General features: G+C 45.1%; 12 protein-coding genes, 2 tRNA genes and 3 rRNA genes. 4 read left to right on the plus strand and 13 right to left on the minus strand.

Annotated elements, in window-relative coordinates:
- Positions 1-3: 3 nt before the first annotated feature.
- On the plus strand, positions 4-1251 hold the full coding sequence (locus MHH40_RS09475; RefSeq protein WP_050943456.1) for an exo-beta-N-acetylmuramidase NamZ family protein: 1248 nt from the start codon (positions 4-6) through the stop codon (positions 1249-1251).
- A gap of 39 nt (positions 1252-1290) precedes the next feature.
- Here MHH40_RS09475 and MHH40_RS09480 read toward each other — a convergent pair whose 3' ends face one another.
- The 4 genes from MHH40_RS09480 to MHH40_RS09495 form a co-directional block, all read right to left on the minus strand.
- Positions 1291-2256 carry a bile acid:sodium symporter family protein gene (locus tag MHH40_RS09480; RefSeq protein ID WP_050943457.1) on the minus strand — a complete coding sequence of 322 codons (966 nt, stop codon included), beginning with the start codon at positions 2254-2256 and terminating at the stop codon, positions 1291-1293.
- A gap of 61 nt (positions 2257-2317) precedes the next feature.
- Positions 2318-2509, minus strand: a complete 192-nt coding sequence (locus MHH40_RS09485; RefSeq protein WP_050943458.1) for a hypothetical protein — start codon at positions 2507-2509, stop codon at positions 2318-2320.
- Between the two features lie 36 nt (positions 2510-2545).
- Entirely contained in the window at positions 2546-3511 is a 966-nt protein-coding gene (gene hag / locus MHH40_RS09490) for a flagellin Hag (protein WP_050943459.1), read from the minus strand.
- A 6-nt stretch (positions 3512-3517) separates the two neighbouring features.
- A complete protein-coding gene (locus MHH40_RS09495) occupies positions 3518-3685 on the minus strand; it encodes a hypothetical protein (RefSeq protein ID WP_199852798.1) in 168 nt (55 codons plus the stop codon).
- Positions 3686-3897: 212 nt separating this feature from the next.
- Between MHH40_RS09495 and MHH40_RS09500 the strand changes: the two genes are divergently transcribed.
- Positions 3898-4020, plus strand: a complete 123-nt coding sequence (locus MHH40_RS09500) for a hypothetical protein (RefSeq protein WP_267875493.1) — start codon at positions 3898-3900, stop codon at positions 4018-4020.
- Positions 4021-4552: 532 nt separating this feature from the next.
- On the opposite strand, the gene MHH40_RS09505 is transcribed toward MHH40_RS09500, so the two are convergent.
- From MHH40_RS09505 to MHH40_RS09525, 5 genes are all read right to left on the minus strand, one after another.
- Positions 4553-4625 (minus strand) — tRNA-Thr (locus MHH40_RS09505).
- Between the two features lies 1 nt (position 4626).
- Positions 4627-4701, minus strand: a tRNA-Asn gene (locus MHH40_RS09510).
- A gap of 42 nt (positions 4702-4743) precedes the next feature.
- Positions 4744-4859: ribosomal RNA gene (gene rrf / locus MHH40_RS09515) — 5S ribosomal RNA — on the minus strand.
- 61 nt (positions 4860-4920) lie between these two features.
- Positions 4921-7851: ribosomal RNA gene (locus MHH40_RS09520) — 23S ribosomal RNA — on the minus strand.
- A 182-nt stretch (positions 7852-8033) separates the two neighbouring features.
- Positions 8034-9582: ribosomal RNA gene (locus tag MHH40_RS09525) — 16S ribosomal RNA — on the minus strand.
- Together the 16S, 23S and 5S rRNA genes with 2 tRNA genes alongside form the textbook arrangement of a ribosomal RNA operon.
- Positions 9583-9959: 377 nt before the next feature.
- Here MHH40_RS09525 and pdaB point away from each other — a divergent pair.
- Positions 9960-10724, plus strand: coding sequence for a polysaccharide deacetylase family sporulation protein PdaB (gene pdaB / locus MHH40_RS09530; RefSeq protein ID WP_050945808.1), 765 nt, complete (start codon positions 9960-9962; stop codon positions 10722-10724).
- On the opposite strand, the gene kbaA is transcribed toward pdaB, so the two are convergent.
- Positions 10717-11319, minus strand: coding sequence for a KinB-signaling pathway activation protein (gene kbaA, locus MHH40_RS09535; protein ID WP_050945809.1), 603 nt, complete (start codon positions 11317-11319; stop codon positions 10717-10719). The genes pdaB and kbaA overlap by 8 nt on opposite strands.
- Positions 11320-11409: 90 nt before the next feature.
- Between kbaA and gerD the strand changes: the two genes are divergently transcribed.
- On the plus strand, positions 11410-11994 hold the full coding sequence (gene gerD, locus MHH40_RS09540) for a spore germination lipoprotein GerD (RefSeq protein ID WP_003217144.1): 585 nt from the start codon (positions 11410-11412) through the stop codon (positions 11992-11994).
- Between the two features lie 38 nt (positions 11995-12032).
- Here the strand turns inward: gerD and MHH40_RS09545 are convergent, their stop codons facing one another.
- The 3 genes from MHH40_RS09545 to MHH40_RS09555 all read right to left on the minus strand — a co-directional run bounded on the left by MHH40_RS09545 (position 12033) and on the right by MHH40_RS09555 (position 14410).
- The gene (locus MHH40_RS09545; protein ID WP_322000600.1) at positions 12033-13091 is read right to left on the minus strand and encodes an Mrp/NBP35 family ATP-binding protein; all 1059 of its coding nucleotides are present in this window, start codon (positions 13089-13091) and stop codon (positions 12033-12035) included.
- 103 nt (positions 13092-13194) lie between these two features.
- Positions 13195-13908 carry an N-acetylmuramoyl-L-alanine amidase CwlD gene (gene cwlD / locus MHH40_RS09550; RefSeq protein ID WP_017359175.1) on the minus strand — a complete coding sequence of 238 codons (714 nt, stop codon included), beginning with the start codon at positions 13906-13908 and terminating at the stop codon, positions 13195-13197.
- A gap of 58 nt (positions 13909-13966) precedes the next feature.
- Positions 13967-14410 (minus strand): DUF2521 family protein, encoded by a 444-nt coding sequence (locus tag MHH40_RS09555; protein ID WP_309218036.1) that lies wholly within the window; start codon positions 14408-14410, stop codon positions 13967-13969.
- Between the last annotated feature and the right edge of the window lie 138 nt (positions 14411-14548).

The following is a 14548-nucleotide window of genomic DNA, read 5'->3' on the forward strand; positions in this document are numbered from 1 at the left end:
CTCTTGAAAAAAACAGCAAGCTTCATACTCGCAAGCATTCTCATTATGAGCACATTGACCGCCGCCTCCCCCGCAAGCCAAGAACGAACAGATACAAAAGGAAAAAAAGCAACAGTCAAAACAGGGATTGAAACACTACTCTCAGGCAACCTTTCATGGTTAAAAGGGAAAAGGGTCGGCCTCATTACGAACCCAACTGGTATTGATGCAAATATGAAAAGCAGTGTCGATCTCCTATTTGAGCATCCAAATATTAAGCTTACTGCTCTATATGGACCTGAACATGGTGTGCGCGGCGATGCACAAGCAGGAGAAGGCGTCGAATCCTATACCGATGAAAAAACAGGTCTTCCTGTTTACTCCCTCTATGGAAAAACAAGAAAACCAACGCCTGACATGCTCAAAAATGTAGATGTCTTGCTGTTTGATATCCAAGATGTTGGCACTCGTTATTACACCTATATTTACACGATGGCCTATGCGATGGAGGCCGCTAAAGAAAACAACATTCCCTTTGTTGTCCTAGACCGTCCAAACCCTATTGGCGGACTAAAAGTAGAAGGCCCTGTATTAGAACCTGAGCACGCTTCATTTGTAGGGCTCTATCCAATACCATTAAGACATGGGATGACCACTGGTGAACTAGCAACATTCTTTAACAAAGAGTTTCATATCAATGCTGATGTCACAGTCATCAAAATGAAAAATTGGAAGCGTTCCATGACGTTTGATGACACGAAGCTACCGTTCGTCCTTCCTTCACCTAACATGCCGACAGTGGATAGTACCTTTGTATATCCCGCCACAGGATTAATTGAAGGCACAAATGTCTCTGAAGGCAGAGGAACAACAAAACCGTTCGAGCTCATTGGCGCTCCGTATATCAATAGCAATGAGCTAGCAGATCATCTAAATCAATTAAAACTAAAGGGTGTGAAATTTAGACCCGTATCATTCACCCCCACTTTTTCTAAACATGCAGGGAAGCTATCACACGGTGTGCAGCTATACGTCACAGACCGCTCTTCATTCGAAGCGGTAAAAACAGGGTTATCCATCATTAAAGCCATACATGATTTATATCCAAAAGACTTTGAGTTCCTTCAAACAGGCAGCTTTGATAAACTCATCGGGAATGATTGGATCAAAGAAGAAATCAACCAAGGTACTTCTGTCAAACACCTCATGAAGCGTTATCATCACGACCTCAAATCGTTCGAAAAGAAACGGAAGAAATATCTCATCTATTAATTCGCAAAAAGACCTCCATCTCATAGGATGGAGGTCTTTTCATGATAAAGATTTAGTCACAGCAGGTGCCTTCAGCTCAAATCGATTGAGTAAAAAACCAAACAAGGCAGCAAGTACTTGCTGAAACAGCATGCCAATCACAACAGGGACAGCAACAGCAGGCGGGAAAAAGCTAATAGCAAGCACAGCCCCAGCACTAATATTTCTCATGCCGCCTGTATACACAATGGCCACAATTTCCCCTTGAGTACATTTCATCACCTTTCCAATCAACCACGCAAAAGCATACCCACTCATCGCAATGAAAAAGACAGTTGCTGCTTTGCTAAAAAATGCAGCATCCAGTTCACGCAAATATGGGGCGACAACAGAACTGTTAATCGATACGACAACAAACAAGCCTAATTTTGAAAAAGGAGCCAGGGTCTGACTCATTGTTTTCGTCACCGATGGCTTTGCATACTGACGAACGAGCATCCCTAAAATAGAGGGTAGCACCACCATACCGAACAGCCCTTTCATGATCGCCACCATGTCCATATGGACCTGTGTACCGACGAAAAGTGACAAGCTTACTGGAACAATCAATGGCGAAAGCAATGTATCAATTAAAATGATAGATAGCGTTAACCCGACATTCCCTTTATACATCGCCGCCCATATTAAACTAGACACACCTGTTGGAATCACCATCGCAAGAGTCAAACCGGTGATCGTCATAGAATCGCCCGCAAATATCAAATGCCCCGCTGACCAAGCATAAAGAGGCATCAGCACATGCAAAATCATAAACGATAAAATCAAAGGCAATGGGTGCATTACCGTATGCTTTAAAGCCGAAAAAGTAGAAGACAAACTCCCTGCAAAGGTCATAACAGCAAATACCCATGGCACCAAAAACGTAAAATCCTTTAAATAGGCCGCCAATAAAACACCGAATAACACACTAATAGGCGTAATAAGCGGCATCATCCGGCCGAGCACTTGGTTCAAACGCACAAGCATGCCGGCCACCTCCATCCTTCACTTTCTTACCTTTTCTATTGTAACAAACAGAAAGAACTTATTAAGAACCATTCACCTGTTTCACAAGATTTCGACTTTGTATATCCATTCCAACTACGTCTACTTGTACGCCAGCTGCTTGAAACTTTTCCTTTACACGTTCTATCGCTGGAGATCTTTCCCTGATGAACACTTGGATGAAGCGTCTTTTAGAACGATCAATCAAATGAAACATCGAATTGAATAAAGACAAACAAAAAAACCCCTATATAAAGGGGCTTTTGGTTTATTAACGTAATAATTGAAGTACGTTTTGTGGCTGTTGATTCGCTTGTGCAAGCATAGCTTGAGAAGCTTGAGAAAGAATGTTGTTCTTAGTGAATTCACTCATTTCTTTAGCCATGTCAACGTCACGAATACGAGACTCAGCAGCAGTTAAGTTTTCAGCAGATGCACCCAAGTTGTTAATAGTGTGCTCTAGACGGTTTTGTACTGCACCAAGTTTTCCACGTTGAGCAGATACTTGGTTAATAGCTGCATCAACAATACTTAGTTGAGTATCAAAACCAACATCAGTAGCATCTGCTGCATTATCAGCAAACTTTCTTACATCGATGTCTTTAATAGCTTGATTCGCTACAATCCCATTAGCATCTTTAACTCCCAATGCATCTGTACTCATTTTATCAATATGAACTGAAATTTGTTGAGTTGCGTTAGCACCGATTTGGAACACTAAAGCATTACCACTTGCTGGGACTGCAGGTGTACCGTTATCATCTGGATCATCTGGATCTCCCGGAATTGCCGGTGTTCCTAAGGTTCCTTTAAACGTACCATCTAATAATTTTTTACCGTTAAACTCTGTACGATTTGAGATACCATCTACTTCTTCTTGTAAAGCTTCAATTTCATCTTGGATAGATTGAAGGTCAGACTCTTTATCCTGCGTACCAGTGTTTCCAGCTTGAACCACTAGTTCACGTACACGTTGAAGGATCGAGTGAGTTTCAGTCAATGCACCCTCAGCTGTTTGGATAAGAGAGATACCGTCCTGTGCGTTTTTAGATGCCATTTCTAATCCGCGGATTTGTCCACGCATTTTCTCAGAGATTGCAAGACCAGCTGCGTCATCTCCTGCACGGTTGATTTTGAGACCAGAAGAAAGCTTCTCCATGTTCTTTTGGCTCGCACCGTTGTTTGCAGATAAACGGTTTAAAGTGTTAAGTGCTGCGATGTTGTGGTTAATTCTCATTTCTTATTACCTCCATGTAATTTTTTTCGAGAGCTTATCTGTTAAGTCCATTTGGATGAGAAGCTCTTCCTTAGAATTTCCGATTTCTAAGGCATGTTTATAGTAGTAACGCAGAGCACCTTTTGGCTCTCTAACTTTACTACCATATGTAACACCAGTTATGGCAATAATCATGAAATCTCCTTCTATTGATGCTCACCATAACAATGAGTATTGTGTTACCTACTATAGACAGACCTACCACATATTTTAGTTTGTGGAAATTATTAATTTCACAAATTAGACACATTTAACAAGCATATAAGGATGATAAAATTTAACCAACTGCGTTTTATGGCATATTAAGTAAAATGAAAATAATATATTACGAAAACAGGAGGAGAAACATGATTAGTGTAAAACCGTGTGGAAACAACACTTTTTCGTATACCCTAGAATCACTCGATAAAGTAACAGAGAAAAGAAAAAGGATTTTAAGAGAAGGATTCACTTCAAAAGAAGAACAATGAAAGTTGCGAAAGCAAAAGAATTGCAGCTCCACGGATTTTCAAACGATGAAAAATAAACATCAAAAAAGCCCCTATTCTCTATGGTCAGGGGCTTTACTTTTTTCATTTTTTCAATGCTTTTTGAAGAGCTGCTTTTGTTTTCGATCCGTTCCATCTCTTATGTGGCACAACGTTGGCCAATGAAATGCCTTGCTCTGTCATCAGCTGGACGAATTAGCATTGTGCGTTCTCTCAACTACCTTTTCAAATTTAAATACATGGTGGGAGCGATTCGTAAAAAGGCACAATATAAGAAAATTCATTTGCATGATATGCATCATACTCATGCTAATATGCTATTAAATCAAATCGGCAAAATGCCTGGGTTTAATATCAAATCTGTCTCTCAGCGTTTAGGTCATGCGGAAGCTATAACAAACTTATTGCAAATTCGATAATTGGCCCCTAATTTGTCCTCAAGCAATTAAAAAAGGACATAAAAAAAAAGCCTTCTCATCATCGAGAAACCTTGTCAGATCAACATTTAGAGGAAAGCTTCCAAGCGGGCTCGAACCGCTGACCTCTTCCTTACCATGGAAGTGCTCTACCTACTGAGCTATGGAAGCATGGCTCCGCAGGTAGGACTCGAACCTACGACCGATCGGTTAACAGCCGATAGCTCTACCACTGAGCTACTGCGGAATGATAAAGTAACTTCTTCCATTGGAAGGATATAAACAAAAAGCTTGGCGGCGTCCTACTCTCACAGGGGGAGACCCCCAACTACCATCGGCGCTGAAGAGCTTAACTTCCGTGTTCGGTATGGGAACGGGTGTGACCTCTTCGCTATCGCCACCAAACCTGATGGAGAGAATGTTCTCTCAAAACTAGATAACAATGTTCAAACTTCACATTAGAATATAGGTTAAGTCCTCGATCTATTAGTATCTGTCAGCTCCACGTGTCACCACGCTTCCACCTCAGACCTATCAACCTGATCATCTTTCAGGGATCTTACTTCCTTGCGGAATGGGAAATCTCATCTTGAGGGGGGCTTCATGCTTAGATGCTTTCAGCACTTATCCCGTCCGCACATAGCTACCCAGCGATGCCCTTGGCAGAACAACTGGTACACCAGCGGTGCGTCCATCCCGGTCCTCTCGTACTAAGGACAGCTCCTCTCAAATTTCCTGCGCCCGCGACGGATAGGGACCGAACTGTCTCACGACGTTCTGAACCCAGCTCGCGTACCGCTTTAATGGGCGAACAGCCCAACCCTTGGGACCGACTACAGCCCCAGGATGCGATGAGCCGACATCGAGGTGCCAAACCTCCCCGTCGATGTGGACTCTTGGGGGAGATAAGCCTGTTATCCCCGGGGTAGCTTTTATCCGTTGAGCGATGGCCCTTCCATGCGGAACCACCGGATCACTAAGCCCGACTTTCGTCCCTGCTCGACTTGTAGGTCTCGCAGTCAAGCTCCCTTGTGCCTTTACACTCTGCGAATGATTTCCAACCATTCTGAGGGAACCTTTGGGCGCCTCCGTTACATTTTAGGAGGCGACCGCCCCAGTCAAACTGCCCACCTGACACTGTCTCCCTGCCCGATAAGGGCAGCGGGTTAGAAGGTCAATACAGCCAGGGTAGTATCCCACCGATGCCTCCACCGAAGCTAGCGCTCCGGTTTCCAAGGCTCCTACCTATCCTGTACAAGCTGTACCAACATTCAATATCAGGCTGCAGTAAAGCTCCACGGGGTCTTTCCGTCCTGTCGCGGGTAACCTGCATCTTCACAGGTACTATAATTTCACCGAGTCTCTCGTTGAGACAGTGCCCAGATCGTTGCGCCTTTCGTGCGGGTCGGAACTTACCCGACAAGGAATTTCGCTACCTTAGGACCGTTATAGTTACGGCCGCCGTTTACTGGGGCTTCAATTCGCACCTTCGCTTACGCTAAGCGCTCCTCTTAACCTTCCAGCACCGGGCAGGCGTCAGCCCCTATACTTCGCCTTACGGCTTCGCAGAGACCTGTGTTTTTGCTAAACAGTCGCCTGGGCCTATTCACTGCGGCTTCTCGGGGCTTTAACACCCTAAGAAGCACCCCTTCTCCCGAAGTTACGGGGTCATTTTGCCGAGTTCCTTAACGAGAGTTCTCTCGATCACCTTAGGATTCTCTCCTCGCCTACCTGTGTCGGTTTGCGGTACGGGCACCTCTCACCTCGCTAGAGGCTTTTCTTGGCAGTGTGGAATCAGGAACTTCGCTACTAAATTTCGCTCGCCATCACAGCTCAGCCTTTACGGGAAACGGATTTGCCTATTTCCCAGCCTAACTGCTTGGACGCGGATATCCAATACCGCGCTTACCCTATCCTCCTGCGTCCCCCCATTGCTCAAATGGTGAGGAGGTGGTACAGGAATATCAACCTGTTGTCCATCGCCTACGCCTTTCGGCCTCGGCTTAGGTCCCGACTAACCCTGAGCGGACGAGCCTTCCTCAGGAAACCTTAGGCATTCGGTGGACGGGATTCTCACCCGTCTTTCGCTACTCATACCGGCATTCTCACTTCTAAGCGCTCCACCAGTCCTTCCGGTCTGACTTCACAGCACTTAGAACGCTCTCCTACCACTGTTCGTAAGAACAGTCCGCAGCTTCGGTGATACGTTTAGCCCCGGTACATTTTCGGCGCAGAGTCACTCGACCAGTGAGCTATTACGCACTCTTTAAATGGTGGCTGCTTCTAAGCCAACATCCTGGTTGTCTAAGCAACTCCACATCCTTTTCCACTTAACGTATACTTTGGGACCTTAGCTGGCGGTCTGGGCTGTTTCCCTTTCGACTACGGATCTTATCACTCGCAGTCTGACTCCCAAGGATAAGTCATCGGCATTCGGAGTTTGACTGAATTCGGTAACCCGGTAGGGGCCCCTAGTCCAATCAGTGCTCTACCTCCGAGACTCTTACCTTGAGGCTAGCCCTAAAGCTATTTCGGAGAGAACCAGCTATCTCCAGGTTCGATTGGCATTTCACCCCTACCCACACCTCATCCCCGCACTTTTCAACGTGCGTGGGTTCGGGCCTCCATTCAGTGTTACCTGAACTTCACCCTGGACATGGGTAGATCACCTGGTTTCGGGTCTACGACCACGTACTCATGCGCCCTATTCAGACTCGCTTTCGCTGCGGCTCCGCATCTTCTGCTTAACCTTGCACGGGATCGTAACTCGCCGGTTCATTCTACAAAAGGCACGCCATCACCCTTTAACGGGCTCTGACTACTTGTAGGCACACGGTTTCAGGATCTATTTCACTCCCCTTCCGGGGTGCTTTTCACCTTTCCCTCACGGTACTGGTTCACTATCGGTCACTAGGGAGTATTTAGCCTTGGGAGATGGTCCTCCCGGATTCCGACGGAATTTCACGTGTTCCGCCGTACTCAGGATCCACTCTGGAGAGAACAACATTTCAGTTACAGGGCTGTTACCTTCTTTGGCGGGCCTTTCCAGACCTCTTCGCTTATATCGTTCCTTTGTAACTCCGTATAGAGTGTCCTACAACCCCAAGAGGCAAGCCTCTTGGTTTGGGCTGTTCCCGTTTCGCTCGCCGCTACTCAGGGAATCGCATTTGCTTTCTCTTCCTCCGGGTACTTAGATGTTTCAGTTCCCCGGGTATGCCTTCTCATACTCTATGTATTCAAGTATGGATACTACTCCATTACGAGCAGTGGGTTTCCCCATTCGGAAATCTCCGGATCAAAGCTTGCTTACAGCTCCCCGAAGCATATCGGTGTTCGTCCCGTCCTTCATCGGCTCCTAGTGCCAAGGCATCCACCGTGCGCCCTTTCTAACTTAACCATTTCTTACTTTAGAAAGAATCACTATGTGTGATGAACTTTGCATTGCATTCAATGTGAATGTATTACTTATTGTTATCTAGTTTTCAAAGAACAATCCTGTCTCGCTAGAGACATGTCTTGAAGGAATGATCCTTCAAAACTAAACAAGACGAAAACGCACACTGCTCCATATATCCTTAGAAAGGAGGTGATCCAGCCGCACCTTCCGATACGGCTACCTTGTTACGACTTCACCCCAATCATCTGCCCCACCTTCGGCGGCTGGCTCCATAAAGGTTACCTCACCGACTTCGGGTGTTGCAAACTCTCGTGGTGTGACGGGCGGTGTGTACAAGGCCCGGGAACGTATTCACCGCGGCATGCTGATCCGCGATTACTAGCGATTCCAGCTTCACGCAGTCGAGTTGCAGACTGCGATCCGAACTGAGAACAGATTTATGGGATTGGCTAAACCTTGCGGTCTCGCAGCCCTTTGTTCTGTCCATTGTAGCACGTGTGTAGCCCAGGTCATAAGGGGCATGATGATTTGACGTCATCCCCACCTTCCTCCGGTTTGTCACCGGCAGTCACCTTAGAGTGCCCAACTAAATGCTGGCAACTAAGATCAAGGGTTGCGCTCGTTGCGGGACTTAACCCAACATCTCACGACACGAGCTGACGACAACCATGCACCACCTGTCACTCTGTCCCCGAAGGGAAAGCCCTATCTCTAGGGTTGTCAGAGGATGTCAAGACCTGGTAAGGTTCTTCGCGTTGCTTCGAATTAAACCACATGCTCCACCGCTTGTGCGGGCCCCCGTCAATTCCTTTGAGTTTCAGTCTTGCGACCGTACTCCCCAGGCGGAGTGCTTAATGCGTTAGCTGCAGCACTAAGGGGCGGAAACCCCCTAACACTTAGCACTCATCGTTTACGGCGTGGACTACCAGGGTATCTAATCCTGTTCGCTCCCCACGCTTTCGCTCCTCAGCGTCAGTTACAGACCAGAGAGTCGCCTTCGCCACTGGTGTTCCTCCACATCTCTACGCATTTCACCGCTACACGTGGAATTCCACTCTCCTCTTCTGCACTCAAGTTTCCCAGTTTCCAATGACCCTCCCCGGTTGAGCCGGGGGCTTTCACATCAGACTTAAGAAACCGCCTGCGAGCCCTTTACGCCCAATAATTCCGGACAACGCTTGCCACCTACGTATTACCGCGGCTGCTGGCACGTAGTTAGCCGTGGCTTTCTGGTTAGGTACCGTCAAGGTGCGAGCAGTTACTCTCGCACTTGTTCTTCCCTAACAACAGAGCTTTACGATCCGAAAACCTTCATCACTCACGCGGCGTTGCTCCGTCAGACTTTCGTCCATTGCGGAAGATTCCCTACTGCTGCCTCCCGTAGGAGTCTGGGCCGTGTCTCAGTCCCAGTGTGGCCGATCACCCTCTCAGGTCGGCTACGCATCGTCGCCTTGGTGAGCCATTACCCCACCAACTAGCTAATGCGCCGCGGGTCCATCTGTAAGTGACAGCCGAAACCGTCTTTCATCCTTGAACCATGCGGTTCAAGGAACTATCCGGTATTAGCTCCGGTTTCCCGGAGTTATCCCAGTCTTACAGGCAGGTTACCCACGTGTTACTCACCCGTCCGCCGCTAACATCCGGGAGCAAGCTCCCTTCTGTCCGCTCGACTTGCATGTATTAGGCACGCCGCCAGCGTTCGTCCTGAGCCAGGATCAAACTCTCCGAAAAAGTACAAAACCGAAGTTTTGTTTTTCGTCAGCGTTTGACTGACTACCTATGATATAACATAGGATTTTTTATAAAAACTCGAATTAACAGGTACGTTTTGTCTTGTTTAGTTTTCAAAGATCATCTTCGCCGTTCTTAGCGGCTTTAATAATATAACATTTCGCTTCATCTTATGTCAACAACTTTTTTCAAGTTTATTTCCCGAAGCGTTTTGTGTTTGTCACTGTGTGTCAGCGACGAATAATAATATATCACGAAAACTTTCTATTGGTCAACGCCTTTTCAAAACTTTTTTTGAAATAGTTTTATCGTGCATCTCAAACCCTTGTCCTGCATACAATCAAGTAACAATCTCGGACAAGGCAGGAGTGTTTGAATTGAGTCGATTATATGTGTTGCCTATTAAACGGCTGAAGCAAATTGTCATTATTCTTGTAGCAGCCCTTGCAGCTGCAACCTTTTTTTATGTACAAAAGGCACCGCCGCTGTCGGTATTTAAAACAGAACACGGACCCCGAGCCATTTATAAAGGCGAGACTTCCTCAAAACATGTCTCCCTTACTTTTAATATCGGCTGGGGAGATGAGAAGGCAGTTCCTATTTTAAATGTCCTTCGAGAGTACGATATAAAGAACGCTACTTTCTTTCTGTCTGCTTCTTGGGCTGAGCGTCATCCTGATATCGTCAAACAAATTAGAGAGGACGGTCACCAAATCGGCAGCCTTGGCTATGCTTATAAAAATTATAGCCAGCTTGAAGATAGTGAAATCAAGCAAGATCTTGTCCGGGCACAAAATTCATTTCAAAAGCTTGGACTAGATGACATTCAACTATTAAGACCGCCAACTGGGCAATTTAACGAAAAAGCTTTAAAAATTGCCACACAGTACGGTTATACCGTTGTCCATTACAGCGTCAATTCACAGGATTGGCTGAATCCAGGCGTCGATCAGATTGTTCAGAATGTAAATGATCGAATGAAAAGCGGAGACATTGTTCTCCTCCATGCCTCAGATTCAGCAACCCAAACCGCTCAAGCCTTACCAGCTATTTTGAAACAAATCAAAGAAAAGAATTTAAAGAATGTGACGGTTGGCGAACTGATCTCCAATACCAAAACAAGGTCATCGGAAGTTAAGTAGCTTTTGCCTTTGAAAACCGCGGCATAGCTAATAACTGAAACGCATTACAGCCTAATAGCGGGAATAGCATTAAATACAGCCAGTCCTCTTCATTGACTCTGAGCGCCGGGAACCATTCTAGCGACGTGATGACGACCATGAGAAACATTGCGGAAACAAATGTTTTCTTAGAGGACTGCTGCTGTTTAAAGTACGCCACGATCAATGCGAACACACCGATAAAGACAGGCAGCCATAGGTATGGAAGAAATGATTCATTCTCCCCGAAAAACAAAAATCGCAAGTAAGCTAAATCAAACAGCACAAAGATCACCAGAAACAGCTGAATGGTATTCCATAAAGAATGTGACCGGAATATCTCTAGCGCAAACCGGTGCACCGTCAAAAAGACAACAAACCCCATCTGACTAATGACACTAAAAATCATCCCCACACCAATGAACCAAAATAACACAGATACGATTTCTAGTATTTCAAATGATATAAAAAGCTTCTGATATTTCCCCCACTCCAGCGCAAAGCCTACCACGCTTGTAATGACCGCTCCAACAGCTAGCACAGAGAAGAAAAAACGAACTAAATCCCGACTTTTCATTGAATTGATCCAACCCCTATTTTTGTTATGTATAAATTCACGTGAAACATTCATATTAAAAGTAAGACATGTAACGAAAGGAGCCACAGTATGTCAAAAGGCATCTTGCGTATAATGAGCTGTTTTCTCCTTTTATCTCTAACAGCTTGTGCTCCCAAAACCCAATCCTCATCTAATATGGACTATGACGAAACAAAGAAAATGGTCGTCGATATATTGAAGACAGATGACGGTAAAAAGGCCATTCAACAGTTATTAAATGACGAGGCAATGAATGAAGCTTTGGTAATGGATGAACAAACTGTGAAAAAAACGATAGAGAAAACACTGACTTCTGATAAAGGCAAAGAGTTCTGGAAGAAGGTCTTTGAGGATTCTAAATTTGCCGAGACTTTCGCAAAATCCATGCAGCAACAGCATGAAAAGATGTTAAAACAATTAATGAAGGACCCTGACTATCAGCAATTGATGATGGATATTCTCAAGGATCCTGAAATGGAAAAGAAATACGGTGAACTGGTGAAAAGCAAAGAGTTCAGAAAGCATTTAGAAAAAGTTATTACGGAAACATTAAGCAGTCCTCTTTATAAGAAGAAATTCGAAGATGAGCTTAAAAAAGCAGCATCTGAAAGCAGTGATTCCGGATCAAAAGGCAGCGAAGAAAGCGGCAGTTAAACATCACCCGAGTGGACATACATCCACTCGGGCTTTCATTATGCTTTTACTGCTAATTGTTCAATGACTTTATTCGCAATGTGTTGATACACTTCTCCTGTCGGATGACTCGCATCATAGACGGATGGAGCAAAATCCTCTTCATTCCAATCAGGCTGTCTTAAAGGAATTTGGCCAAGGACCGATACACGCAGTTCTTCTGCCAGCTTGTCCCCGCCCCCTTTTCCAAAGACATGTTCTTTCTCACCTGTTTTTTTGCTTTCATAATAGCTCATATTCTCAACGACCCCTAGCACTTCGTGATCTGTTTGCAGTGCCATTGCGCCTGCTCTAGCAGCAACGAAGGCAGCTGTAGGATGCGGTGTTGTGACAATGATTTCTTTACAGCTTGGAAGCATTGTATGAATATCAAGCGCCACATCTCCCGTTCCAGGCGGAAGGTCTAATAGTAAGTAATCTAATTCTCCCCACTCGACTTCGTGGAAGAAGTTATTTAGCATTTTACCAAGCATCGGTCCTCTCCAAATGACCGGTGCATTTTCTTCAACAAAAAAGCCCATTGAAATCACTTTGACACCAAAGCGTTCCACAGGAATAATTTTTTCCCCTTTAACCGTTGGTCTGACGGTGATTCCCATCATATCCGGTACACTAAAGCCATAAATATCTGCATCAATCAGTCCGACTTTTTTCCCTAGACGAGCCAGCGCTACAGCAAGGTTAACAGACACGGTGGATTTCCCAACGCCGCCCTTTCCGCTCGCTATCGCTAAGAACTCAGGCGGATTTTTAGAATTGAGCAGGTTTTCTTCCTCATCTTGTGAAGGCATAAACCTTTCAAGTGTTTCCTGAGGCAGTTCTTCAAAACGAAGTCCTACTGTGTTAGCACCCTCTGCTTTCAAGGCTTGTACGATGTCTTGCTGCAGCTTCATCTGCTCAGCAGTACCCGTTTTGGCAATAGCCACCTTTAAGCTCACATGGTCTTTTTCAGGCTTTAGGCTGATTTCCTTGATGGCATCCAGCTCACCAAGCGGTATATGAAGGAAAGGTTCGTCCATCTTCCCAACTAGTTTTCTCACATCATCTTGTCCGATCATAGCAGAACCTCACCCTTTATTGAATTCGTTTACAATCCAAGTATATCATACATATCCTTACAATGTTTGTCCTGTTTGCCTGCGTTCAAAAGGAAAAAGCCCCTTATTCAGGCGGCTCTTTTTGCTCTGTTAAATATCTTAAAATGCCTTTATAAATGGAGGCGGCTATTTGATCTTGATATTTAGGTGTTGCCAGCTGACCGGCCTCTTTCGGATTGGAGAGAAACCCAATCTCCACAAGAGCTCCTGGCTTTGTGACATTTTGCATTAAATAAATGCCATTGATCCGCTTCGCCTTTCGATCTGTGTTTTCAAGATTATTGCGTAATTCATCTTGTATGAACTTCGCTGCCTTTTCATTCTCTTCATACTTTCCGTAAAAAAACGTCTGCGCGCCGCTCCATTTGTTCGATGGGATCGCATTTAAATGAATACTTAAATAGAGATCCGCTTCAGACTCATTGATGACTTTTACGCGGTTTCTTAAATCTTCCGCTTTCTTCCGGGCATATCCCTTTGTGTTCTTTGATGATAAATCAGAATCATCCTCGCGGGTCATGAGAACAAGCGCTCCCTGCTCCTGCAAATAGTCACGTATCTTCATGGATACATCCAGTGCAATCTCTTTTTCAAGCAGCTCTCCTCCTACAGCCCCGCCATCTGGACCGCCATGACCCGGATCTAAATAGATGATCTTGCCGCTCAGAGGCAAGTTCCACGATTTCCACGAATCATCATTTAGAAATTGAAACCTGAATAAGAATAAGAGGACAATAAACCCGATTAAAAACCCTGTCCATTTCAGCTTTCTTTTCATCCCTGTCCCTCCCATACACCATTATTTTATAGATATGGGACAAGGACTGGAAATATGCTTAATGCAGCCGAAGCTTATGCCTTTTTTCTGATTCTCGAAAGCCTTCCTGCCACCACACGCTTAAAAAATCCTTCGCAAATGGATACAGACACGACATCTTCCGCTCCATTCGGAACATATTTCCCCACGATTGCAAACACCCTACTAGCTCCTCAACCAGCTCATCTTCTTCATGAACTGACCGCTTCTTTATATCATCGAACGATTCACCGTATTTGCTCGACTCACCGTATCTCCCACCTGCTAAAAAAGCTTCAATGGCGAAATCGATGCAGCCATCACTCATAATCCCAGCTGGATCATCTGCAAATGGGAACAGCTTCTTCGTGAATTTCTCGGAAGCGACCGTCACCTGTTGAAGAGACAATGTACGCAACAGTTTCTTTTCAAGCGTGACATCTCGTTTTGTTTTCAATTGATAAAATGAAAGAACCTCTGCCATGGACTGAACTCCTTTTTTCTTTGTATTGTTCGTTGGTTTGAACAAAACATGCAGTTCAGTAAATGGAAATCAATGAGCTAATGGGTTGGAAAATTGTGATAAAATAAACACTTATATATAGAAAGAATGAAAAAGGGG

Source organism: Bacillus sp. FSL K6-2431 (assembly GCF_038005165.1).
GTDB lineage: Bacteria > Bacillota > Bacilli > Bacillales > Bacillaceae > Bacillus > Bacillus pumilus.

Coding starts and splice junctions, on each gene's coding strand:
- MHH40_RS09480 (WP_050943457.1), bottom strand. CDS start 2,256: ATGCTTGTGCGTTTGAACCAAGTGCTCGGCCGGATGATGCCGCTTATT.
- hag (WP_050943459.1), bottom strand. CDS start 3,511: ATGAGAATTAACCACAACATCGCAGCACTTAACACTTTAAACCGTTTA.
- MHH40_RS09495 (WP_199852798.1), bottom strand. CDS start 3,685: ATGATTATTGCCATAACTGGTGTTACATATGGTAGTAAAGTTAGAGAG.
- MHH40_RS09500 (WP_267875493.1), top strand. CDS start 3,898: ATGATTAGTGTAAAACCGTGTGGAAACAACACTTTTTCGTATACCCTA.
- kbaA (WP_050945809.1), bottom strand. CDS start 11,319: ATGAAAAGTCGGGATTTAGTTCGTTTTTTCTTCTCTGTGCTAGCTGTT.
- gerD (WP_003217144.1), top strand. CDS start 11,410: ATGTCAAAAGGCATCTTGCGTATAATGAGCTGTTTTCTCCTTTTATCT.
- MHH40_RS09545 (WP_322000600.1), bottom strand. CDS start 13,091: ATGATCGGACAAGATGATGTGAGAAAACTAGTTGGGAAGATGGACGAA.
- cwlD (WP_017359175.1), bottom strand. CDS start 13,908: ATGAAAAGAAAGCTGAAATGGACAGGGTTTTTAATCGGGTTTATTGTC.
- MHH40_RS09555 (WP_309218036.1), bottom strand. CDS start 14,410: ATGGCAGAGGTTCTTTCATTTTATCAATTGAAAACAAAACGAGATGTC.